At 64.5% G+C, this 22,477-nt stretch carries 19 protein-coding genes; 4 read left to right on the top strand and 15 right to left on the bottom strand.

Going from position 1 to position 22,477, the window contains the following annotated elements; genetic code table 11:
• Positions 1–28: 28 nt before the first annotated feature.
• From ACFWO3_RS01605 to eccCa, 9 genes are all read right to left on the bottom strand, one after another.
• Entirely contained in the window at positions 29–1,996 is a 1,968-nt protein-coding gene (locus tag ACFWO3_RS01605; protein ID WP_378573010.1) for a hypothetical protein, read from the bottom strand.
• Positions 1,993–2,289, bottom strand: a complete 297-nt coding sequence (locus ACFWO3_RS01600; protein WP_378573008.1) for a hypothetical protein — start codon at positions 2,287–2,289, stop codon at positions 1,993–1,995. Before ACFWO3_RS01600 ends, ACFWO3_RS01605 begins: the two co-directional genes overlap by 4 nt.
• Before the next feature lie 107 nt (positions 2,290–2,396).
• Complete coding sequence (gene glmM / locus ACFWO3_RS01595) at positions 2,397–3,731, bottom strand: phosphoglucosamine mutase (RefSeq protein WP_378573006.1); 1,335 nt, start codon at positions 3,729–3,731, stop codon at positions 2,397–2,399.
• A gap of 135 nt (positions 3,732–3,866) precedes the next feature.
• Positions 3,867–4,403 (bottom strand): 30S ribosomal protein S9, encoded by a 537-nt coding sequence (gene rpsI / locus ACFWO3_RS01590; RefSeq protein ID WP_378573004.1) that lies wholly within the window; start codon positions 4,401–4,403, stop codon positions 3,867–3,869.
• Complete coding sequence (gene rplM / locus ACFWO3_RS01585; protein ID WP_378573002.1) at positions 4,400–4,843, bottom strand: 50S ribosomal protein L13; 444 nt, start codon at positions 4,841–4,843, stop codon at positions 4,400–4,402. Before rplM ends, rpsI begins: the two co-directional genes overlap by 4 nt.
• Before the next feature lie 255 nt (positions 4,844–5,098).
• Positions 5,099–5,404 carry a WXG100 family type VII secretion target gene (locus tag ACFWO3_RS01580; protein WP_378573000.1) on the bottom strand — a complete coding sequence of 102 codons (306 nt, stop codon included), beginning with the start codon at positions 5,402–5,404 and terminating at the stop codon, positions 5,099–5,101.
• A 46-nt stretch (positions 5,405–5,450) separates the two neighbouring features.
• On the bottom strand, positions 5,451–5,774 hold the full coding sequence (locus tag ACFWO3_RS01575; protein WP_378572998.1) for a WXG100 family type VII secretion target: 324 nt from the start codon (positions 5,772–5,774) through the stop codon (positions 5,451–5,453).
• 119 nt (positions 5,775–5,893) lie between these two features.
• On the bottom strand, positions 5,894–7,318 hold the full coding sequence (locus ACFWO3_RS01570) for a type VII secretion-associated protein (protein ID WP_378572996.1): 1,425 nt from the start codon (positions 7,316–7,318) through the stop codon (positions 5,894–5,896).
• Positions 7,319–7,321: 3 nt separating this feature from the next.
• Positions 7,322–11,311 carry a type VII secretion protein EccCa gene (eccCa, locus tag ACFWO3_RS01565; protein ID WP_378572994.1) on the bottom strand — a complete coding sequence of 1,330 codons (3,990 nt, stop codon included), beginning with the start codon at positions 11,309–11,311 and terminating at the stop codon, positions 7,322–7,324.
• Positions 11,312–11,579: 268 nt separating this feature from the next.
• Between eccCa and eccD the strand changes: the two genes are divergently transcribed.
• A complete protein-coding gene (gene eccD, locus ACFWO3_RS01560) occupies positions 11,580–13,049 on the top strand; it encodes a type VII secretion integral membrane protein EccD (RefSeq protein WP_378572992.1) in 1,470 nt (489 codons plus the stop codon).
• On the top strand, positions 13,046–14,458 hold the full coding sequence (gene mycP, locus ACFWO3_RS01555) for a type VII secretion-associated serine protease mycosin (protein WP_378572990.1): 1,413 nt from the start codon (positions 13,046–13,048) through the stop codon (positions 14,456–14,458). Before eccD ends, mycP begins: the two co-directional genes overlap by 4 nt.
• Before the next feature lie 100 nt (positions 14,459–14,558).
• On the opposite strand, the gene eccB is transcribed toward mycP, so the two are convergent.
• The gene (gene eccB, locus ACFWO3_RS01550; protein ID WP_378572988.1) at positions 14,559–16,025 is read right to left on the bottom strand and encodes a type VII secretion protein EccB; all 1,467 of its coding nucleotides are present in this window, start codon (positions 16,023–16,025) and stop codon (positions 14,559–14,561) included.
• Positions 16,026–16,139: 114 nt separating this feature from the next.
• Between eccB and eccE the strand changes: the two genes are divergently transcribed.
• Entirely contained in the window at positions 16,140–17,780 is a 1,641-nt protein-coding gene (gene eccE, locus ACFWO3_RS01545) for a type VII secretion protein EccE (protein WP_378572986.1), read from the top strand.
• Positions 17,781–17,798: 18 nt separating this feature from the next.
• On the opposite strand, the gene ACFWO3_RS01540 is transcribed toward eccE, so the two are convergent.
• Together ACFWO3_RS01540 and ACFWO3_RS01535 are read right to left on the bottom strand one after the other, a co-directional pair.
• On the bottom strand, positions 17,799–18,371 hold the full coding sequence (locus ACFWO3_RS01540) for an NADPH-dependent FMN reductase (protein ID WP_378572984.1): 573 nt from the start codon (positions 18,369–18,371) through the stop codon (positions 17,799–17,801).
• Between the two features lie 25 nt (positions 18,372–18,396).
• Positions 18,397–18,981, bottom strand: a complete 585-nt coding sequence (locus tag ACFWO3_RS01535; RefSeq protein ID WP_378572982.1) for a TetR/AcrR family transcriptional regulator — start codon at positions 18,979–18,981, stop codon at positions 18,397–18,399.
• 59 nt (positions 18,982–19,040) lie between these two features.
• On the opposite strand from ACFWO3_RS01535, the gene ACFWO3_RS01530 reads away from it, so the two are divergent.
• Positions 19,041–20,180, top strand: a complete 1,140-nt coding sequence (locus ACFWO3_RS01530) for an acyl-CoA dehydrogenase family protein (protein ID WP_378572980.1) — start codon at positions 19,041–19,043, stop codon at positions 20,178–20,180.
• On the opposite strand, the gene ACFWO3_RS01525 is transcribed toward ACFWO3_RS01530, so the two are convergent.
• The 3 genes from ACFWO3_RS01525 to truA form a co-directional block, all read right to left on the bottom strand.
• The gene (locus tag ACFWO3_RS01525; protein WP_378572977.1) at positions 20,177–21,025 is read right to left on the bottom strand and encodes a TIGR03620 family F420-dependent LLM class oxidoreductase; all 849 of its coding nucleotides are present in this window, start codon (positions 21,023–21,025) and stop codon (positions 20,177–20,179) included. The two genes, ACFWO3_RS01530 and ACFWO3_RS01525, sit on opposite strands and share 4 nt — an antisense overlap.
• A 62-nt stretch (positions 21,026–21,087) precedes the next feature.
• Entirely contained in the window at positions 21,088–21,618 is a 531-nt protein-coding gene (locus ACFWO3_RS01520; protein ID WP_378573951.1) for an NADPH-dependent FMN reductase, read from the bottom strand.
• 13 nt (positions 21,619–21,631) lie between these two features.
• The gene (truA, locus tag ACFWO3_RS01515; protein ID WP_378573949.1) at positions 21,632–22,438 is read right to left on the bottom strand and encodes a tRNA pseudouridine(38-40) synthase TruA; all 807 of its coding nucleotides are present in this window, start codon (positions 22,436–22,438) and stop codon (positions 21,632–21,634) included.
• Positions 22,439–22,477 lie beyond the last annotated feature (39 nt).

Below are 22,477 nucleotides of genomic sequence, written 5' to 3'. Positions count from 1 at the left end.
AGCACGCTCAGTGCGCTCGGTTCACAACTCACAGGGGCCCTGCCTCGGCCAACTCCGCACCTGAATCGCCGTCATCGTCCGGAGTCGATTCGAGTCCCGCGGTCTCCGAGTTTCCGGCCACCTGACTGGGCGATTCCGCCGCAGCGCCTGGTTCGGGCGACACCGTCGCCAGCTCGGGTTCGGCGGCATCATCGACGGGCGCATCCGGCACGCGTGTCTCGGGCATGGGCGTCTCGGGCAGCGGAGGTTCGGAAGTCTGCTGAGCGGGCATGGGCGGTTCGGCAACACCGGCGTCGTGGGCGACCTCGGGCTCGTCGACCGGAGCGGGCGCGCCGATCGATTCCTCGACGACCTTCCCTTCCCCGACACCCGTGTGTCCTCCGTCGGCATTCGCTACCTCGGCGTCGCCGGATTCGTCAGCCGCGCAGTCCGACTCGTTCGATACGACGATTCGCGGTACACCGTCCGGACCGAGTTCGATGCCGTACTCCGTCGATTCACCGTCGACGTCGTCGATCTTCAGCGAAATCCCGCCATCTTCGAGGGCCAGAGTCCACGTCTTTCCGTCCGACTTCAGCTCGAGGCTCTTCACGTCCTCGGACCGGTGCCCAGCGGCATCCTCGGGCGCGTCCCCTTCATCTGCCGCGGAGTCGTCGTCCGCATCGACATCGTTCTCCGACTCGTCCTCACCGTGTGTGGTGATTGCCGAGACCACGTCGCCGATAACCGGCTCGACAAGCGATCGGACGTCACCGATGAGGCTGCTCAGGCCGCTCCCGACGGAACCGAGATCGCCGAGTCCGCTGGTCCCGAAGGATCCTACGTTGGGAAACCCACCGTTCAGCAGGCCGTTTTCCAACAACCCCGACAGTCCCGCGTTGCCAGGCAGAGGACCGATCCCATCGAGGTTGTTGTATCCACCGCCGGGCTGAACGCTTCCCGGCGTCGTGCCGGGACTCGACGGCGGTGTGGGCGGCTGAGCGTCGTGCGCAGCGGGTGCGGTGGATTCGGCGTTGTGTGAGAAACCCGGTCCAGCTGGACCGGGTGGGGTGGGCTGTGTGGTGGGCGCGCCCGCGCTCTCGGGGCTCGTCGGCATCTCGCGGTACGAAGGCACCGTAGGAGACGGCTCGGGTGCCGAAACTGTGGGGGGAGCCGACGGCTGCTGTACGAAGCTCCCCGGCACCGGGAACTCCTCGAGTGCGATCTTCTGCGCTTCGTCGGACACGGCTCGATACGCGGATCGAACGGCTTCGGTGCACCGTGTGCACGCATCGTCGAACAGGTCCCGCACGCGGATGTAGCAGGGCGCGAACGAATCTCGGAGCCATCCCCGTGCAGCTTCGGCAACAGCAACGGACAGGTCGCCGCCATCGGAGTTGGCCTTGGCCGCGGCTGTGGCAATTGCCGGGCACCACCGCGCGGCGTCGGCGACCAGGCTCTCGACGCGGTACGACGGACTGCCCTCGGCCAGCTCCGCTATCTCGACGAGCACGTCGACCTGGGGTGCCGTGTAACCGGCCACGGTCGATTCGTGCAGGGACGCCACCTCGAATGCCTTCGTCTGCACTGCCTGGGCAAGCGTGTTCGGCAATTCGGCGAACGCTTCGGCCGTGGAGGTGAGCTGTTCGGCAGAAGCGGTAGCTCTGTCACGAATCCGCGCGGCGAAGGCGGATGCCTCGGCGCCGGCACCGTCCCACCACGCCGAAGACAGCGCATACACGGCGACGCCGTGTTCGTCGGCTGCCGACCGGGCGGCCCCTGCGGCAGCTTCGACGATGTCAGCGTCACCTTCGAGTGTGCTCAGGTCCAGACCCCGCTCCACGTCGTACTTCGCGCAGTAGTCGGGGTACTCCCGGTGCTCGACACCGATTCGCCGTGCGGCGGGGAGGAACTGTTCGAAGTATTCCAGCCCGACGGCACCCCGATCGAGTGCCTGTTCCGGATCGAGGAGGAACCCCGCGGCTGGTTCGAGATCTGCGATGTCCCGATCGGTCACCGATCGACTCGATTCACGTCGTCGGCGTGCGCCCGGTCCGTGTCGACCACTCGTGCCGTTGCACTGAGCACCGACTCACCGAATGCACCCGAACTCGCGGACCACGTATCCAGCACCGATGCGATTCGCAGCATGCCCTCGTGGAGGGCGGTGCCTTCGCTCGCATACTCGCGGCCTGCGCGCGCACCCGTGAATTCCAGCGTTCTCGTCTTCGCGGCGGCGTCGTACAGTGCCTCCGCTACGTCGACGAAACCCGCCCCCACCCCGTTGACCGCTTCGACATCGAGTTCCATTCGAATCCCCCACCCTTCAAATCCGACTCACCGATCCGATTACCGGGTTGGACGCACCGGCATCCGATTCGGTTCCACCCCGGCCATCGATCAGCTCATACGGTAGTTCACACAGCCGACACAGCGGCGGCCAACTCTTCCGCGATGCCGCGAGCGACGTCCAGATCGGTGGCCTCCACCATCACTCGGACCAACTGCTCGGTCCCGGAGGGGCGCAGCAGGACGCGGCCGGAGTCGCCGAGTCGCCGCTCGGCGTCCTCGACCGCTGTCCGCACGGAGACATCCGAGGCGACTGCAGCCTTGTCGGCGACGCGCACGTTGACGAGGACCTGGGGCAGCGTCGTCATCACGGCGGCGAGGTCGGCGATCGCCGTACCCGTCTCCGCCATTCGGTCCATGAGTCGAAGGCCGGTCAGCACACCGTCGCCGGTCGTACCGAAGGCGGGCAGCACGATGTGTCCGGATTGTTCGCCGCCCAGCGCGAAACCCCCGTCGCGCAGCGCCTCGAGGACGTACCGGTCGCCCACCGCGGTCGTGGCCAGCGTGATCCCGGCTTCCTTCATGGCGATGTGCAAACCGAGGTTGCTCATCACCGTCGTGACGAGGGTGTTGTCGGTCAGTTCACCTGCGTCGCGCATGCCCACGGCGAGTACCGCCATGATCGCGTCACCGTCGACGACGGACCCGGTCGCGTCGATTGCGAGGCAGCGGTCGGCATCGCCGTCGTGTCCGAAGCCCAGGTCGGCGCTGTTGTCGATGACTGCTTTCTGAAGCATCTCGAGATGCGTCGAGCCACAGTTGTCGTTGATGTTCAGTCCGTCGGGCTCCGCGTTGATCGCGATGACGCGCGCACCTGCCGCCTCGTACGCGGCGGGAGCTATGGCCGATGCTGCACCGTGTGCGCAGTCGACCACGACGGTGAGCCCTTCGGCAGAGCGAGTGGACGCACTAGCGAGATGCGCGAGGTAGCGCTCGCCTGCATCCGCGACGGTCCGTACCCGGCCGATCCCGGCGCCTGTCGGGGACAGTGGACGCTCACCCGAGGCGATTGCGGCCTCGATACGGTCTTCGGCCCGGTCGTCGAGCTTGTGGCCGCCTGCCGCGAAGATCTTGATGCCGTTGTCCGGCATGGGGTTGTGGGACGCGGAGATCATCACTCCGAGCGCCGCATCCAGGTTCGCGGTCAGGTAGGCAACCGCGGGGGTTGGGAGCACGCCGACGTTCAGGACATCGACTCCGGAAGAGGTGAGACCGGCAACAACCGCGGCCTCGAGCATCTCACCACTGGCACGTGGGTCCCGTCCGACCACCGCCGTGGGCCGGGTGCTTCCCGGAACAGTCAGGACGGACGCAGCCGCTGCGGCCACCTTCAACGCCAGTTCTGCCGTCAGATCCGCGTTCGCCAATCCGCGAACGCCGTCCGTCCCGAACATCCGACCCATCAACCAAATCCTTCACACTTCGTTCGAACACCACACATATGCCTCGAGGGCAGGCGTCCGGTAACTCTGGACGCCTGCCCTCGAGGAGAACAGGTGCCGAGATCTACCTCTTCGCGAGGTGACCTCGGCGGCACATCAGCGCTTGGAGTACTGCGATGCCTTGCGGGCCTTCTTGAGGCCGTACTTCTTGCGCTCGACGGCGCGGGCGTCACGGGTCAGGAAGCCGGCACGCTTGAGAGCGGGACGGTCGTCCGGGGTGACCTCGATGAGTGCGCGAGCGATCGCGAGACGCAGTGCGCCGGCCTGGCCGGAGGGTCCGCCACCGGTCAGGAGGGCGGTGATGTCGAATGCGGCGTCGCGCTCGACGGTCACCAGGGGTGCCTTGATGAGCTGCTGGTGCACCTTGTTCGGGAAGTAGTCCTCGAGGGTGCGGCCGTTCAGCTTGAACTCGCCGGAGCCGGGGACGAGCCGAACGCGAACGATGGCTTCCTTACGGCGACCGACGGCCTGGATGGGGCGATCGATGACGATCGGGGCCTGCGTAGCAGCGGCAGCCTCGATGTCCTCGACGACGCCGGGCTCCTCGACGGACACGTACTCGTCCGACGCAACCTCGACGGCTTCGGTGATCTCTTCGGGGTTGGACACGTTCTGCTCCTCCGGCGCCGTCACTGGGCCACCTGCTTGATCTCGAATGGCACCGGCGACTGCGCGGCGTGGGGGTGGTTCGGTCCTGCGTACACCTTCAGCTTGCTGCTGATGGCGCGTCCCAGCTTGTTCTTGGGGAGCATGCCGACGATGGCCTTCTCCACGAGACGATCGGGGTTCTTCTCGAGAACCTCGCCGACCGAGCGGGACTTGAGGCCACCCGGGTGTCCGGAGTGGTGGTAAAGGAACTTGCCATCGCGCTTGTTACCGCTGATGGCGACCTTCTCTGCGTTGATGATGACGACGAAGTCGCCGCCGTCAACGTGGGGGGCAAAGGTGGGCTTGTGCTTGCCGCGAAGCAGGTTTGCTGCCTGGACGGCAAGGCGGCCGAGCACCACGTCAGTGGCGTCGATGACGTGCCACGTGCGGGTCACATCTCCGGCCTTCGGGGTGTACGTAGACACAGAACTTCCTCGTCTTGTTCAATCGCTGCTGGCCTTGCGTATCGTTCGAGCGATTCTCGGCGGCCAGTTGAGACCCGAGAACCGCCTGCCACTGCGACACGTGAATGCAGCGGCGTACGGCACGCCACCGAGAAACGATACCGGCCGGGCGACGGTGCGGTCAAAACCAGGATGCAGCCCTTCCCCATTTGCGTCGCAGCACACAGAAAAGGGCCTCGAACCAAACGGTTACGAGGCCCCTCTGCACAGAAGACGTCAGCCCGCGAACCTCGCCGCGTTCATGCGCTCCGTCTCGTTCATCCTCTCCGCGCCCTCCCGGACTGTCTGGCTGATCCGCCCCAGGAGCTCGATCATTTCCCTGTTGGACTGATTCCAACGGTTTTGAACGCCCTGGAACGCCTGCGCCGAGTCACTCTCCGGGTCCCACGTGTTCATGAGTGTGTTGATATGCCCTTGCAATGTTTCGTGTGAATTGTCCAAGGTTCCGGCGTCGCCCTTGAGGGCGTCAGCCATAGCGAGGATTTGCCCGAATTCATACTTGATCTGGCCGGGGTCAGTCATGTGAAGTCCTTACTCGTCGATGCAGATGTCGGATACAGCGAAAGCCTCAGCGCAGATCACCCAAGGAGCTGGTTACTTCGCTGACAGAAGCTGCCACGGTGTCCTCAGAGTCATCAAACGTCTTCCCAGAAGTATCAAGTGAGGACGAAATCTCGTCCAGCGCAGCGTGGAGCTTCTGAGACTTCAACCGGTACTCATCCATCAGCGTTTGGAAGCTCCCGCTGGCACGGCCGCCCCACGCCGTCTTGATGTCCTGGACTCGACCATCGACCATCTTGACCGTGGCCTGCATGTCCTCGGCTCCCTGACGGACGTTGCTTGAAGCCTGGGCCACCGCCGCGGTATCGACATTGGTACTTCCGCCTGACATATTCCCCTCCTATTTCCGATCCGGGCACTGAAGACCACCTTGGTCCACTACCCCTTACACACGATTGGACGCACGTATCGGCCAATCGGTTCCACTCCTGTGGAAGTCTTTTTTCTCCGTCATGTCCGAGCACCGACAGATCGCACAACACTCTGACATGCTTCGTGCAGATCGTCACGATCGTCCGGCGCCGCCTGACATCCAACACTAATCTGAATGCCGGCGTCGACAACTACGAACCAACGCACTTCCGAACCGCCGTCAGGGAGTTCACTATAAGACGCTCCAGACCTTCCCGCGAACTCTGACGAGGGGTCGAAATCGACGAAAGACTTGGGTTTCGCAGCCGCCTTCTGCGCGAGGACCTGCGCCACCTCGTCGAAGCCTGTCCCGTGACGTAAGCGATTCTCTACGACAACTATCCGCAGCGGAAGATGTTCAATGGGCACGAGTTCCAACCGGGTGTTCTCACCTGAATCAACTCGACTGGGCTCCCGTTCGACCCAGCCTGCCGGCAAGTCGAACTGAAGGCCGCCCACGCTGTGCGGATTAGGCGATACCGTCACTGACGGCGTCGGGTCCGCCGTCGCGGAGACCGGAGGATTTAACGCTGCGGTGTCCACTCCGTTACTGCGACTGAGTCCGTTCCATGTCCAGAATCCAACAGCCACCACCAATACAGCTGCCACAGCTGATCCGGCCGCAACTGGGACCCACGACCGCCCACTAAGTCGTTCCGACCGAGCCGCGTCGCCAAGCCAATCAGCCTTACGAGACCTCATTTCGAGGACTGTCCCCGCTTGGCGCGAACAGTCTTGCGGCACAGAATCATCCGTGTCAAGAGCACTCACGATATCCGATTCGTGCACCAGCACGACATCGACCGGACCGAGACGTTCCACGATGGCGTCCCGGAAGAGCGAAAAGCGGCTTTCATCCATACCCGCGGTGACGACTACTTCACGAATACTCCCATCGCCGACCACAGATTCAACCGCGTCTGCTACCTCGCCAGGAGAGACAAATTCGCACGCGCTGAGCGCGAGCATCTTCGGTCCACTGGTGAGCGAGGACGGTTCCACCCGAGTTACAGTCACCGAGTCCGCACCAGGCTCGATCACCACACGTGGCGATCGATCCGGGACACTCTCGATTCCACGGCGATGGGCTACAACTTCTATCGAGGTCGCCACACCCTCAGGCGCAATTCCCATCTCTCTGAGCGCTGCTGACACACGACCAACCCTGGCCGCACCCCACTCCGACGGATACGTAAACTTCACCAGATCTGCGGGTTGATTGTCGGATGCCGATTCGAGAGCCTTCCCGATCACCAGCAGCAGCAACGAGTGCAAGCTGACCGGGCGGTCGCCGACAAGTACATGGTCGTCATCCATGTACTGCAATGGCGCTACGGACGCTTCGCCAGAAGAAACCACCCGCATCGACCCGTCGAGGCCGCCGAGCACAGCCGACGACGCTTTCCAAGTCTTACTTTGGTGCGAGCACCAAACGCCGTTCTCCGCAAGATGCAGGGCAGTCATCTGTCAATCTCGCGTCGTCGCAAGCTGAATCAGACCGGCACCCTTGCGTGAAACCAGCATTCCACGCCCCGGCGGCATGGCACTCGGGCGCACAGTACCCAATAGATTGCCTTCGTCCCTACTACCACTCATCACCAAACCTGGCGAAACCAGATCGCGGAGGCGAGCAACGATCGGTTCGTAGAGCGCTCTGGCTGCGCCACCCGAACGCCGAGCAATGATGAGGTGAAATCCAATATCCCTGGCGTGTGGCAGGTACTCGTGGATCGGACTCAGCGGATTACCGCTCGATGTAGCTACCAGGTCATAGTCGTCAACGACTACGTAGATCTCGGGCCCATACCACCACGATCTCGTTCGTAGCTGCTCTTGAGTCACGTCTGCCTTCGGCATCCGGTTCTTCAAGATCGAAGCCAGGTCGGACATATTGGCGGTGAACAGGTCTGACGAAGGGGCGTAGGATGCCAAATGCTCGGAGCCGATAACACCAAGCATTGTTCGCCTGTAATCGCCGATGATGAACTTCGCCTGCGCCCCGGCATTCGAGTCCGCGATGCCTTTGCAGATATTCTTCAGCAAAGAAGTCTTGCCACACTCGCTATCACCGAACACGATGAAATGCGGGTGCTCGGCGAAATTGAGGAACACCGGCGCAAGTTCGGCTTCGTCCAAACCGATCGGAACCTCGAGACACTTCCGGCTCTCGTTGCTCGGTGCGGGCCATTCGCCAACGACAGACAACAAATCGTCGTACGACAGATCGGTCGGCAGCATGCGAACGGGCGGAGCGGCAAGACCTGGCGTGGCTGCTGCGATCTCGGCGACGGCATGTCCGACCCCGGAGGACAGATCTTCGAGGTTCGGGCTGCCGTCGACACGTGGCAATCCGATCAGAAGGTGCAGGCTGTCACGAGTCATACCGCGACCGGGACGGCCCACGGGAACGAGCGCGGCGACCTTGCGGCCGAGGTCGGAGTCCGAAGGATCACCGAGACGAAGTTCGATTCGTGTACCGAGCTGGTCCTTGAGCGCCGGGCGGATCTCACCCCACCGCGCGGCGGAAATGACCACGTGTACGCCGTACGACAACCCCTGTGCAGCAAGGTTGTTGATCGACTGGTCGAGATTCTCGAAGTCCTGCCGGATGCTGGCGTAGCCGTCGATCACGAGGAACACGTCACCGAAGCCGTCGTCGCGAGGTAGTCCCTCGTAGGCCTGGTCGGCCTGCCTGCGCCGGAACTCGACCATGGATTCGACGCCCAGTTCACGGAACATCAACTCTCGCTGGCGCACGATCGTGGTCATCTCGGCGATGGTCCGTCGCACGCGGTCGACGTCGAGGCGGTTGGCAACCGAACCGACGTGTGGCAGACCGTTGAGGCCCGCCAAGGTGCCACCACCGAAGTCCAGGCAGTAGAACTGCGCCTGCTCTGCGGTATGTGTCATCGACATCGACATGATCAACGTACGAAGGGCTGTCGACTTGCCGGACTGTGGACCACCGACGATGGCCATGTTTCCTGTGGAGCCGGAAAGATCGACGACGAGCGGGTCGCGCCTCTGGTCGTACGGACGGTCGATGATGCCGATCGGCGCCCGTAGCGAACTGAGCGGCGCAACCGGCTCCGTGAGGATCGACCTCGGGAGCAACTCGTCCAGCGTGGACGGCGTATCCAACGGCGGCAGCCACACTTCGTGTGCGGGATTGCCGTGGTTCTCGATGCGTTCGACGACGACGTCGATTGTCGTTCGCGTTTCGGGAGGTCCCGAGTTGATCTCGGCCAGTGCCGGGTATTCGGGCTCCTCGACGACGTCGACGGCCACGGGCGAAGCGGTGAATATCTTCGGGCGAAGCTCGACGGTTGCGGCGCCACGTTCCTGGATTCGGTCGGCGCGATCGCCTTCGTAGATGCCCGAGACGTAGGACGCCTGGAAGCGGACGATCTCCGAGGAGTCGCACTTGAGGTATCCGGCACCGGGGCTGGGCGGAAGGTGATACGCATCGGGCACGCCGAGGACGCTTCGAGACTCGTTCGCCGAGAACGTCTTCAGGCCGATGCGGTAGGACAGGTGACTGTCCAGACCACGCAGCTTGCCCTCTTCGAGGCGCTGACTGGCGAGAAGCAGGTGGATGTGCAGCGAGCGTCCCAGACGCCCGATCGCAACGAACAGGTCGGCGAAATCAGGGTGCTGGCTCAGCAACTCGGAGAACTCGTCGACCACGATGAACAGCGCAGGCAACGGATCGAGTGCCGCTCCGGCCTGTCGAGCCTTCTCGTACTCGGTGACGTTGGCGAAGTTTCCGGCCGAGCGGAGTAGCTCCTGACGGCGGTTCATTTCGCCGGCCAACGCATCCTTCATGCGGTCGACCATGTCGAGTTCCTCGGCGAGGTTGGTGATGACCGCTGCCACGTGCGGTGCGCCCTCGAGTCCGAGGAACGTTGCACCACCCTTGAAGTCGACGAGAATCAGGTTCAGTGCGTCCGGTGAATGGGTTGCGACGAGACCGAGAACCAGTGTTCGGAGGAACTCGGACTTACCGGAACCGGTCGCACCGATGCAGAGCCCGTGCGGGCCCATACCGTTCTCGGCGGACTCCTTGAGGTCGATCTCCACGACACTGCCGTCGACACCCACGCCGATCGGGACACGAAGGCGCTCACGCGCTGTTCTCGGTAGCCAAGCGTGTTCCGGGTTGAGCCGCCCGACCGACCCGACGCCGATCATCTGACCCCACGACTGAATCGGCTGATCGTCGTCGTCCGCGGCATCGACTGCCGTCTGACTCGGCGTCCGGAACGGGGCGAGCCGTCGTGCGAGAGTTTGTGCGTCGGCCGCGCTCATCAGGTCGGCCGTTGCGAACATTTCGACTCCGCTGCCGCTTCGGGCGCCGAGCGATCCGTTGTCCGCGACCAACTGAAGCCCACGAGTGGCCGTCAACCGGGGGCAGTATCCACTGATGTCCAGAACGGTCACGGATTCGATTCCGCCGTCGGTGATCATTCCCGATTCACCGTCGAGGACACCGCCGTCGACGACGATCACCATTTGCGGGACCCCCGGCGTCGAGGGCGCATTGCGCGAGAAGCGGTTTCGCATCGTCAGCATCGGGCCCAGCGCGGTTTCGAGCTCGAGGATCGAGCCGAACACCATGCGAGAAGTTCCGACGCCGTCCGCGACCTCGGGATGTTGGGCATGGGGAAGCCACTTCGCCCATTCCCATTCGTTCTCGGTGTCAGGACCGCACACCACGGCGACGAGCAGATTGTCGGGACCGTGGAAGGTGCACAGCTGCATGAGCATCGACTGGACCAGCGAGCGCGCCATGGTGCGCTCGCCCTCGATCGCGATGGACGCGAATCCGCGAAGCGATACCGCGGTGGGCAGGTCCTGCACCACGGAATGTGCGCGCACGAAGCGGCGCAGCGACACAGCAGCAACCGGCTCGAGATCGTCCACCGGGCCGGTCTCGGGTGCGATCAGCCTCGTCGCGAGGCGCTGACTGCCGCGTCCGACCCGGACGTGGCAGTAGTCGGGGTCGTTGGTGCGCCTTTCCCACATGCGCGACGTTCCCGCCAGGGTCCACAGCAGTCGCGGTTCGGGGTGACTCCACTCGAGCGACTTGCGCTGCTGGTCACCGGTCTCGTTGACGTCCTTGCGAAGTTGATCGAGGTAGCGCAGGTAGTCCTTGCGATCCTCGTTCGCCTCGGACGCCTTGGGACCGCCCTTGCCGCCACCCGCCAGCATGCCGAGCATGGAGACCATCATCATCAGCGGGAACAGCATCGACATCGGACTGCGGGCCATGCCCGAGGTGAACATCAACGCCATCATTCCGACCATCGCGACGACCATCACGAGGGGAAGAAGCTTGGTGATGAGGTTGCCCGGCACCATCCGCGGGATCTCGGGCGGGGCCTGCAGGCTCACTTCACCGCCGGGGATCCGTGGAACCTCACGCCGTGCTTTACGCACGAACCGACTGGTGCTCACGTGTAATCGACCCCCTCGAGACGTTCACGACCCGTATCCGGAATTCCCGGCAACCCCCCAGGGCGGGTCTCGCAGCAACAAAGGCTAGCCCATGACGGGTGGTTCGGTACAGCGAGGGTTTCACGCGTCCGATTCGCACCGCGCGTGCACCGCGAGACCCCCGTGTCGTAGAGTGCCCCTGGTCCGAATCACGGAGTATCCGACGGATGTTCATCAGTAACGTATCGGCGCAGGTGGGGCTGTGCGTCGCAGAGTTGGGGGAAATGCATTGACCATCACCAGCGGCGACTCGCGCCACACCCGCACTTCCGGGACCAGCGCGGCGACCGATCTGTGCAGGCTGACGGTCCTGTCGACACACTCCCAGGTGGACATGGCGGTACCCGCCACCATTCCGCTCGCACTGCTGGTTCCCGGCATCGTCGACACGATCCGTAGCCACCGCGGGAGCAACGACTTCGACGACGTCGTCGAAGAGTACGAGCCGAGTGAATGGGTGCTGGCCAAGATCGGTCAGGCGCCTCTGTCCTCCACGCTGACTCTGAACGAGCACGGCATCCGCGACGGGGACCTCCTGGTGCTCGAGAGCGCACGCGCCAGCGCACCCGCTCCCCTGTTCGACGACATCATGTACAACGTCGCCACCGCAGGGTCCGAACAGGACAGCGAGTGGACGCCGGAATCGGCGCGCGTGATGGGTTCGGCCGTCGGTCTGCTGGCCACTCTCGTCGGATCCTTCGCCCTACTGTGGTCGGCACGAGACGGCGAGAATCTGGTCGGCGCGGCTTTCGCGCTGCTCATGGCGCTGCTGTTCCTCGTCGCTGGAGCGTTGACGAGCCGCATCTACGGAGACGTCCGAAGCGCAATCGTCCTCGGAGGCGCCTCGCTTCCACTGGCATTCACCGGAGGCGCCCTGATCGTGCCCGGTGATTTCGGAGCTCCCCACCTACTTCTCGGGTCTGCTCTCACCGGTGCGACCGCAATCCTGGGACTTCGTGTCAGTGGCGTCGGACTGTCGATGTTCACTGCCGCCGCATCGGTCGCGGTCGTCGCGACGCCGTCCGCTCTCGTCGGCACGCTGACCGACGCGAACGCTCACGAGATCGCGGCCGGAACCTTGGCGGTCGGTCTCATCGGCCTTGCCTTCTCCGCACGCCTCTCGATGCTGATGGCCAAACTGCCGCTGCCACCCGTGCCCGCACCTGGCACGTCTGTCGACCCGTCCGAGGACGACCCGGACGATCAGGTCGCACGGCTGTCGTACGACGAGCTCCTGACGAGGTCCACTCGCGCACGCCAGTATCTGACCGGCCTCGTCGTCGCGATGACTCTGACGACCGTGTGCTGCGCCCTCGTCGGTGCACAGTCGACAGCGTCCGGCGGAACGTACTGGCCCGGAACCGCGCTCGCGATCTCCGCAGCCGCGGTCCTCATGTTCCGCGGGCGTACCTACAGCAGCATTCATCAGGCGGCACCGCTCATCGCAGGCGGTTCCGCAATTCTGGTGCTGTTGACGACCGCAGCGGCCGTTACCGTGTCGGGCTGGTCCATCGCCGTCTTCGCCATCGCGATGGTCTTCGTCGTCGCCGCGCTGACCCTCGGCATTCTCGCGCCGAAGCAGACGTTCTCCCCTGTGATGCGCCGAATCGCCGAACTGATCGACCTTGCGTTCATCGCGTCGATCGTGCCGTTGGTGTGCTGGGTCACCAACCTGTACACGATGATGCGCGGACTGTGAGGGGCGCCGCCGCCCGCGTTGCCATCGTCTCTGTCGTCGTCGCGCTGAGTTCTGCGCTCGGCCAGCCGGGAGCCATGGCCGCGGAACCGCTTCCCAACGACCCGTCTATGGTGCCGCCACCCGACCCTACGAAGGTCGAGCGCAAGAACAACGTGCCGTGCAACGGTGCGGTGGCAGCATCGGACGGCCCGGAGGTTCCGACTTCCCAACGCGCCCTGGACTTCCAGTCCGCGTGGAAATTCACGCGCGGTGAAGGTCAGACCGTTGCGGTGATCGACACCGGGGTCGCCCACCATCCCCGCCTGCCCAATCTCACCGGTGAGGCCGATCTCGTCGGGAGCACCGACGGGACCGAGGACTGCGACATGCACGGAACCCTCGTGGCCGGGCTCATCGCAGCTCAGCCGAAGGAGGGCTCCGGTTTCGCCGGTGGCGCACCCGGCGCGCACATCATGAGCATCCGCCAATCGAGTGCGATGTACGGCCCAGCCGGTCGAACGGAGGAAGATCCGGAGAAGGCCGCGAACTCGGAAGGGGCCGGAAACGTCCTCACCCTTGCGGCCGCGATTCGCCGGGCCGCCGAGAAGGGCGCCGACGTCATCAACATCTCCGAAGTCGCCTGCCGCAGCGCCGCAATGGGCATGGGTAGTGACGACAGGTACCTCGGCGCTGCCGTGAACTATGCAGCCACCGTCCACGACGCCGTTGTCGTCGCCGCCGCTGGAAACGTCGGCGGCGGAGGCTGCGACAACCAGAATCCCGCCCTCGACCCGCTCGACCCGGCCGACGACACTTCGAACAGGGTGTTGACGCTGGCCAGCCCCGCATGGCACGACGAACACGTCCTGACGGTCGGTCGCGTCAATGCCGACGGCACGCCCAGCGAGGAGAGTCTCGCCGGCCCGTGGGTCGACGTCGCCGCTCCCGGAACCGATCTGGTCTCTCTCATGCCCGGATCCGACGGACTCACCAACGGGACCTACGGGCAGAACGGCAACACGAATCCCGTCAGCGGCACGAGCTTCTCGGCACCGTTCGTCGCCGCGACGGCGGCTTTGGTCCGTGCCCGCTTCCCCGAACTCACCGCACCGCAGGTGATTGCGCGCATCGAGGCCACCGCACACGCACCCGCAGAGGGCTGGAATCCCGTTGTCGGCCACGGTGTGGTCGATCCCCTGGCGGCCGTCACGGCGGACGTTCCGCCGGGCGGTGTGCCGGACGACGCTCCGCAGTCGGTGAACATCGCCGCACCCACGCCTCCCGAAGAAATCGATCCCCGGCCGCGCAAGGTGGCCCTGGCATCGGTCGGTACCCTGGCCGCCCTGCTGGTGCTCGGCGTCCTCGGTTCGTTCCCGCTGCGCAGAAGGCTCCAGGTGATTGCGGACAGCCGCAAGGACCGCAAGGACTGAGCCGAAACCACCACGACAGCAGTGAGGGCGGGCACCGATCTGGTGCCCGCCCTCACTGCTGTCCTATGAAAGACGTCCCCTGCGAGACGTTATCGTCTACTCAGCTCCCCGAGTCGGGCCTCGCGCCCTCGGAGTCGGGGGTTACCCCGTCGTGGGCGACGAGCGCCGCATCACGGCTCAATGCGGGACCCGGAGCGAGGAGTTCCATCATCGGCCACGGCGCGCGGGAGGGCTCGTCCTCGAGTCCCAGCTTCTTTGCCGTATCCGCATCCTTCACTCCGAACCGCACACCGGTGTCGGCGATGTAGAAGATGCCGTCACGTCGAGTGCTGCCCGGTTCGAGACCCGTCGCCTGAACGAAGCCTCCGGTACAGGAGGCCACGAGAACCTCGTCGGCGTTGTCGCCGCCGCCATCGGCCTGAGCGAGTCGGACCGGGCGCGCATCGGACGCGATGGGAAGATTGCGCCCGGCAACGAGTTCGAGTGTCGCACCGGGAACCCCGTCCGAGGACTCGGACGGATCACCGAGGGGCCGCCACGTCATGCAGCTCACCGGGTTTTCGCCCTGGCCTTTCACCTCCGCGACGTCGCTCGGGAAGTCGTCGACGGGCAGACCCCGCGTGGTCGTGGGAATGTCACCCATGGCGTCTGCGCTCACGCTCGCCATCTCGGTGTCGCCCTGCGCGTTGTCGTAGAAGATCAGGCTGGCGACGGCCTTGCTGATCTTCTGAATACCGTCCTTCAGGACCACGTAATGCTCGGTGTCACCACCGATGTGCACCTGGAACACCGATCCGATCTTCTTGCCGTCCAACGAGAAGTTGGGCCGTCCACCGGAACTCGGTATCGCGGGCGCTTCGATTCGCGTGACCTCGGGGATCGAATTGACGAGCGATTTGCTCACCGGCCGCGGCTTCGCATCGTCGATTCCCAACGCGCGGGTGATCGAGGGCTTCGACAGGTCGATCCGGGCGCGCTTCCCGTCGTACACCAGGTAGGTCTTGTCGGAGTTCGACACGAGCAGCGCGTCGGACTCGCCGAGTTGTCCGACACCGTCGTGCATCTCGGTGTCACCGACCAGGACGGACGTCGTCACCGAGCCGTTTCCGCTCGCAATGGTGTCGCACACGCTCCACGGCGACTGCGAGCCTTGGGACAGGTCGGAAGGTGCGCCGGGGATGCCGACGAGCGCGCCACGGGGCTGGGTGTCCAGCTCGGACTCCTTCACCACGGCCGGCTTGTCCGCGCTGTCTGCGATCAACCGCGCGGACGCCAGGTTCAGCACGGGACGCAGTGTGTCGTCGTAGGCCACGAACATGGCGCCCGAATCCTTGCCGACGACTATCGACGAGTCGCCGAGCTTGTCCTGAGGACGGAAGAGGGCGAGTGCTCCGCACGCACCGAGACCCAGCGACGCCACCACGACTCCGACCACGAGAGCGCGTGACTGCGATCGCATGGGGTCGTGAAGCATCCGTACATCACGACGAACGAGCGCGTGCTCCATACGCCGAACCAAGAAGCGATATCCGTTGACCTGCCACTTGGTTGTGGGTGTTACAGCCATAGTTCCTCCCCCGTACTGCACGGCTCTCGACGTGACACAGTACAGTTCCCTCAAACGTCATTGCAGTGGACGGGGTGCCGGTCTGCTGGGTTCGGGTAGTCGGGGAGGGGAACCGTGGACCGGTCTCGTAGAAAACGTGCGTCGTCAGTGTGGTTCACCATCACGGATTTGGTGATCGCTCAGGTCTTCGGGTTGTTCTTCGCGCTCGTCGCGGGTCTGTGCGGATTGTCCTTCTGGATCTGTCTGCCGATCGGTCTCGTTCTCATGGCTGTCGCGTTGATCCGGGTGGGCGGTTGGTCCACCGTCGACTGGATCCGCACGGCATGGCGCTACTCCACCAAGCGCGAGTATCAGATCACCCGGGCGGTGGACTACGAAGCGCCGACCGATCAGTCCATCGGGCTTCGATGGGACGGCACCGACGTGGTCGCGCTCGTCGAGGTACTTCCGCCGCACGGCAATCTGACTCAGATCTCACGAGGCAGCTTCAAGTCGACGCACCTGCTTCCGACCGCTGCCATCGCCTCGTGTCTCACCCAGCACGATATTTCGCTGAGCGGCATCGACATCGTCAGCCACGGCTACCGCGCAGCCTCGGGCAGTCCGGCGACGGACGTGTACGACCGCCTCGTGGGCCCGCTTCCGGCCACCGCGACACGCACCGTGTGGCTGGTGCTGCGCTTCGACGCACTCGCTGCCAAGGACGCCGTCGACCGCCGTGGCGGCGGTCGTGAAGGTGCGGCCCGCTCCATCACGATGGCCGCGAACCGCATCGTCCGCACCCTGGCCGACAACAACTGCAGCGCAAGAATCCTGACCGCACCGGAGGTCGACTCGGCGGCACTTCAGGTCAGCCGCGGAGTGGTGCCCACCGCCTTCGAGGAGACCTGGCACGAGGTCACGCTTCCCGGTGTGTCCAACACCGGCTACGAGATCGATCCGAAGGTCCTGAGCCGTGAGCTGCTCGCCAAGTTGTGGGTTCCGTCGAGCCTCGGGACCACGGTGACCGTTCGACTGCGTCCCGGTTCGATTGCGGACCACGTCCAAGTGGGAGCAGGCTTTCGTATCACCACTCGCACTCCCATCGATTCGCTCAACATTCCGGGGCTGGTGTCGATGACCGGTCGCCACCGCGACGGACTTCTCGCCCATCTCCCGATCGCGGTGAACGGTGCAGACGACCGCTCGCTGTTCCGCGACATGTCACTGGACACGCTGGACTCGCTGACGCTTCCACCGTCCGGCTGCGGCCAGCTCGTGGGCTCGGACGACGAAGGCCACGGCATCACGGCACGCATCGCCGGTCTGGGGATCTCGACCGTGTACGTCGCAGGTGAGCTCTACCTGGCACAACAGCTACTGTTCCGAGCCATTGCCACGGGCGCGCGCGTCCTCATCCACACGGATCGTCCCGACGCGTGGGCACCGTTCATCAATTCGATCGCCACCCACGATCGTCTGCGCCTGGCCGGGCAGCACCCACAGACCGAGAACCGTTTCAACACAGTGGTGTTCGACGGTGTCAACGCACTGCCGTCCCGCGCGGGAGTCACGGCGGTCTACCTGTTCGGCGATCCGAGCCAGTGGCCGGCCGCCGAACCTGACCTCTCGCTCTACCAGCCGAACGCGATCGGTGACCGGATCACGTTGTCCACGGCCGGTACGAGCATCGAACTCATGCTCGTCACCATCTCGTCCGAATCGGCGTACATCGGTCGGCCACGGACGTTGGAGCATTACCAGCCTGCGTACTGAGCCGGGCTCTCGCTCGGGTCAGCCCGGGTAGGCGGTTGTCGCTCCGTGTGTGCGCGTCGCTCGCGCCCACCAGGCCAACTGGCCCAGCATTCGCTGCATCGAGTCCTCGACCATCTCGTCGATCGTTGCGGCATCGAGTTGCCGCCGGGCGCGTTGGAATCCGACGGATTGCCGTACCGACACCATGTGCAGTTCTGCCACCACCTGGCGTAACTGCTCGACCGCGCGCACTCCCCCTGCCGGCCCACCGTAGGAGACGAATCCGATCGGCTTTCCGCGCCATTCGTACTTCAGGGAATCGAATGCCGTCTTCAGAGCGGCCGGATATCCGTGGTTGTACTCGGGGGTGACGACCACGAACGCGTCGGCGGAAGCGACACGGCTACGAAACGCCTCGGTCTCTGTCGAGGGTGCGAGATCGGCAGGTAGGCGCATCTCGGCTAGATCGATGAGTCCGTGATCGAATCCGTCGCGTTCCGCCGCCGAGTACCTCTCGATCCTGTCGACGACCCATTCGGCCACGCGTGGACCGATCCGTCCTTCCCGTACCGACCCGATGACAACTTCGATGCGCAACTGCCGGTCGGTCATGGTTCGATTCCTCCCCTGTCGAAGGTCAGCATTTCAACCCTGCAGTGATGAGTGCAGCCAATTCACGATAGGCCTGCGCATCGTCCAGCCCGGTCGACCTTGCCACGTCGCGTTGCTGAATTCTGGTCATCGTGCTCGCCGTGACGTCCGCAACGAAGTCGGCATGGACCGAACGGAACTTACCGCTGCCAACCCCATCGTCGATCAGTTCCCGCACACGTTCGGCGGCGATTCGCGTGTTCTGTGCGTAGACGTCGCGACCGGCCGGAGTCGTGGCCAGATCGTTCATGAACTGGGCCGACGCGGAACCCAAGCGGTCACCGACCGCCGACAGGTAGCCGGTGATCTTCTCCGCGGGATCGGCGATGCCCGCCTGGGATTCCTCTACAGCCTCGGCAGCACGCCGGAAGAACGTGATCGCCACGACCCGCACCAGTTCGTCCTTGCCCTCGGCCAACGCATAGAGGGTGGTCTTGGAGCAACGGACCGCACTCGCCATGTCGTCGAGGGTCAGGTGCGCGAACCCCTCGGTGAGAAACAACTCCACCAGGTTGTCGAGCAGTGCCGTCTGTCGCCCGCTGAGGCCATCTCGCCGGTCCGTTCTTGCCACACCAAGAATGATACTGCAGTATCGCCCCCAGTACTGTCCGCTATGACATCGGAGCAACAATGGCCGTCGACCGCCTCCTCCCCACCCCCGAAGCCCACGCACTCATCGAGCTGACACGCGACGTCGCGGACAAAGTGCTCGAACCAGCGGTCGTCGAATCCGAGCGCACCGAAACACTGCCGGAAGGACTGTTCGCGAAACTCGGCGCAGCCGGCCTCCTCAGCCTTCCGTACCCGGAGGAGTTCGGCGGCGGTGGCCAGCCCTACGAGGTGTACCTCCAGGTCATCGAAGAACTCGCGTCGCGATGGGCCGCGGCCGCGGTTGCCGTGAGCGTCCACAGCCTGTCGTGTTTCCCACTCACCACTCGCGGCACCGACGACCAGAAGCAGCGGTGGTTGCCCGACATGCTGGGCGGCGACACGATCGGCGCCTACAGCCTCTCCGAACCCCAAGCCGGCTCCGATGCCGCCGCACTCACCTGCCGAGCAACCCGTACTCCAGAGGGTTTCCGTATCAACGGCACCAAGGCTTGGATCACCAACGGCGGCAACGCCGACTTCTACACGCTCTTCGCGCGAACGGGCGAAGGCTCGAAAGGTGTCTCGTGCTTTCTCGTGGACAAGGACACGGACGGCCTGACCTTCGGTAAGCCCGAGGAGAAGATGGGGTTGCACGCAGTACCCACCGCGTCGGCTTTCTACGACGACGCGCTCGTCTCGGCGGACCGTCTCATCGGCAACGAAGGCGACGGCCTGGCGATCGCGTTCAGTGCGTTGGACTCCGGCCGCCTCGGTATCGCCGCCGTCGCAGTCGGTTTGGCACAGCGCGCACTGGACGACGCGGTCGCCTACGCGAAGGAACGCTCCGCCTTCGGCAAACGAATCATCGACCATCAAGGGCTCGGTTTCGTCCTGGCCGACATGGCCGCCGCCGTCGGCTCCGCTCGCGCGACATATCTCGACGCGGCACGTCGACGGGACGCGAACCTCCCCTACTCGCGTGAGGCCAGTGTCGCGAAACTGATCGCAACAGATGCCGCAATGAAAGTGACCACCGACGCCGTGCAGGTCTTCGGCGGCTACGGTTACACGCGCGACTTCCCCGTCGAGCGGTACATGCGGGAAGCCAAGATCACGCAGATCTTCGAGGGCACCAACCAGATTCAGCGCCTTGTGATCGCCCGCTCGCTGGCCGGCTAGTTCTGCACCTCGATCAACCGCTCGGCCAGCACGCGGGCGCTGTCCACGAGGTTTCGGCCGTCCTCGATCCTCAGGAAGCGCAACGACACCTGATCGGCGCCGGCACGCTGCTGCGCGAGCACCCGTGCCGCGAGTGTGTCGGCGTCGCCCCACACGACGAGTTCGTCCACGAGCCTGTCGTCCAGATCGGCGATCTCGTTGTCGCTGAATCCCATTCGTCGAGCGTTCAGTCGATATCCCTGGACGTTGCCCAGCAGGAAGCGAAGGGGCTCTCGCGCGGCAGCGCGAGCCCGCACCGGGTCGTCGTCGAGCACCATCATCTGGTCGACGATCAGTGCGCGATCGGGCCCCAGAATCTCGCGGGCACGAGCGGTGTGGTCGGGCGTGACCAGCAACGTGATCGCACCTCCGAATCGCTCACGGGCAAGCTCGAGTTTCTTCGGGCCGAGCGCCGCGAGAATCCTGCGCTGCCGAGAGATCGGGTTCGCCGAGGCGTCGACTCGATCGAGGAAGTCGTTCATCGCACGCAGCGGACTCGGGGCGCTCTGTGGCGCACCCAGGCCGACGATGAACCTGCCAGGGGCAGTTCGCTCGAGGTCGCCGTACAGGCGCCGGACTCTCTCGTCGTCGTGCACGTCCAGCGAGATGATCCCGGTACCGATTCTCGCGGCCGTCGTGACGCCCACGAGATCCACAACCGGGTCCAGACTCTGCAACTGCCCGCCCGCCAACCAGATCGTGCCGTAGCCCATTCGCTCGAGGTCCTTGGCGTCGGAAAGGTGCGAGCCATCGGGCGTGAGCGGAAGTGCGACCCCGATGGGACCCAGGTCGAAAGTGGTGGTCATCGCGTTTCCCTCCATAGGTTTCTACCGTGGAAGGGACGCTACGACCTCGACCTTTGTTGAGGTCAAGACTCCAGGGCCGACGTCAGTTCGCGGACAGCAGCGACGAACTCGGCGCGCAGAGCTTCCGATTCGACTTCTCCATCGACGACATCCGTACGCGCCAACGGAACCCGGAGGCACGCAGACTCGACCACTCTGGCCTGTACGTACCCGAGGACGGTGCGTAGCTCACTGTGCGCACCGGCGCCCCCTGTCGGAGCAGCCACCGAGGACACGTTGATCCAGGCGACCGGTTTGTCGGTGAGCACCACGTCACCGACCAGCCAGTCCAGCAGATTCTTGAAGCTACCGGGCAGTGCACCAGCGTACTCAGGCGTGCAGAAGAGGATTGCATCCGCAGCAGCGACAGCCCTACGCAGGCGATCCACCGCCTCGGGAAGCGGATCACGGTCCTCGTCCGGGTCGAAGGCCGGCAGTGCTGCCAACTCGGTGTACAGCTCGGATTCCACGGCCCCACATTGCTGCACCGACCTGAGGACCGCAGTATTCGTGGACCCGGACCTGGTGCTCCCCGAGATCAGGAGCAACCGCACCGAACCGGTCCCGTCAACAGCAGCCGTTTCCGAGCGTTCGCACGTCACGGGTCGTCACGTTACGCGCAGCGAGTTCGTCATCGGAGGGGTAGTCCACCTGTACGAGAGAGAGTCCATGCGCAGGCGCGACCAGAATCGAACTGGACCGGGAAGATTCGCGAAGCAACTGCTCGATCCAACTCACTTCCCTTCTACCCTCCCCCACTGCAAGGACGGCCCCGACGAGACTGCGGACCATCGACCAGCAGAAGGCATCCGCAGAGACGAATGCGGTGTGAAGGTGCCCGTCACGCTCCCAGTCGAAGCGCTGTAGGTCGCGCACCGTGGTTGCACCTTCTCGCCTCTTGCAGAACGCGGCGAAGTCGTGCAGACCGACCAAGCGCGACGAGGCCTCCTGCATCGCACCGAGATCCAACGTCTTCGGGAACGACACGACATCACGAGCCCGCAACGGATCGGCCCCGTACCGCGCCGTGGTCAGCCGATACTCGTAATGACGACGCAGAGCAGAGAACCGGGCGTCGAAATGCTCGGGGGCGAACGACACCTGCTTGACCCGAACATCCTTGGGCAGGAACCGAGCCAGCCGACGGACGAGGAACGACGGATCCTCGGGAACCAGGTCTTCGGGTACATCGACGTGCGCAACCTGACCGTCGGCATGAACGCCTGCGTCGGTACGTCCGGCAACGGTGAGTTGCAGAGGAGTTCGCAGAACCGCGCCCAACTTGTCCTCGATCTCCCCACACACGGTGCGGAGATCGTTCTGACGCGCCCACCCCTTGAAGTCGGTGCCGTCGTACGCGATGTCCAGCCTCAGACGACGGGTCTCATACGAAACGGGCCCGCCGTCCCCAGC

Source organism: Rhodococcus sp. NPDC058521 (genome assembly GCF_042719695.1).
Lineage (GTDB): Bacteria > Actinomycetota > Actinomycetes > Mycobacteriales > Mycobacteriaceae > Rhodococcus_F.
Note: the sequence above shows the minus strand (reverse complement) of the source record. Positions and strands in the feature narration are given on the sequence as shown.

What these genes read in the sequence shown, in the direction of transcription:
- ACFWO3_RS01570 (WP_378572996.1), bottom strand. Translation starts at nt 7,318, where the DNA reads ATGACTGCCCTGCATCTTGCGGAGAACGGCGTTTGGTGCTCGCACCAA.
- ACFWO3_RS01540 (WP_378572984.1), bottom strand. Translation starts at nt 18,371, where the DNA reads ATGACCGACCGGCAGTTGCGCATCGAAGTTGTCATCGGGTCGGTACGG.
- ACFWO3_RS01530 (WP_378572980.1), top strand. Translation starts at nt 19,041, where the DNA reads ATGGCCGTCGACCGCCTCCTCCCCACCCCCGAAGCCCACGCACTCATC.
- eccB (WP_378572988.1), bottom strand. Translation starts at nt 16,025, where the DNA reads ATGGCTGTAACACCCACAACCAAGTGGCAGGTCAACGGATATCGCTTC.
- glmM (WP_378573006.1), bottom strand. Translation starts at nt 3,731, where the DNA reads ATGGGTCGGATGTTCGGGACGGACGGCGTTCGCGGATTGGCGAACGCG.
- ACFWO3_RS01525 (WP_378572977.1), bottom strand. Translation starts at nt 21,025, where the DNA reads ATGACCACCACTTTCGACCTGGGTCCCATCGGGGTCGCACTTCCGCTC.
- ACFWO3_RS01600 (WP_378573008.1), bottom strand. Translation starts at nt 2,289, where the DNA reads ATGGAACTCGATGTCGAAGCGGTCAACGGGGTGGGGGCGGGTTTCGTC.
- ACFWO3_RS01575 (WP_378572998.1), bottom strand. Translation starts at nt 5,774, where the DNA reads ATGTCAGGCGGAAGTACCAATGTCGATACCGCGGCGGTGGCCCAGGCT.
- ACFWO3_RS01580 (WP_378573000.1), bottom strand. Translation starts at nt 5,404, where the DNA reads ATGACTGACCCCGGCCAGATCAAGTATGAATTCGGGCAAATCCTCGCT.